At 55.4% G+C, this 249-nt stretch carries 1 pseudogene; it reads right to left on the bottom strand.

Annotation, left to right across the window (positions count from 1 at the left end):
- Nucleotides 1-121, bottom strand: a pseudogene (locus BV911_RS19490) (IS3 family transposase); the annotation flags it as partial.
- Nucleotides 122-249 lie beyond the last annotated feature (128 nt).

Raw genomic sequence — 249 nt, 5'->3', positions numbered from 1 at the left:
CGGCCGGCAGGGAAAAGTCCACCTCGATCCCCAGACCTTCGCGGTTGAAGTCGTCGAGCACGTTCCGCAGCCGGAACGCGCGGCCGTCCTCAAGGCGATCGGCCATGAAATCCATCGACCAGGTCACCCAAGTTCGACAAAATCGGCTCGATTTTGGGCAGGATCTTCGAGCCCCAGCATATAGTTTCAATGGGTTGGAGTCTGTGTAAGACTGATTTCGGTGAAAGTCGTGTAGTTACACGTCCTATA

It is taken from the genome of Pseudoruegeria sp. SK021, from assembly GCF_002119405.1.
Lineage (GTDB): Bacteria > Pseudomonadota > Alphaproteobacteria > Rhodobacterales > Rhodobacteraceae > Meridianimarinicoccus.
The sequence above is the reverse complement of the archived record's forward strand: the minus strand, read 5'-3'. Positions and strand labels throughout refer to the sequence as shown.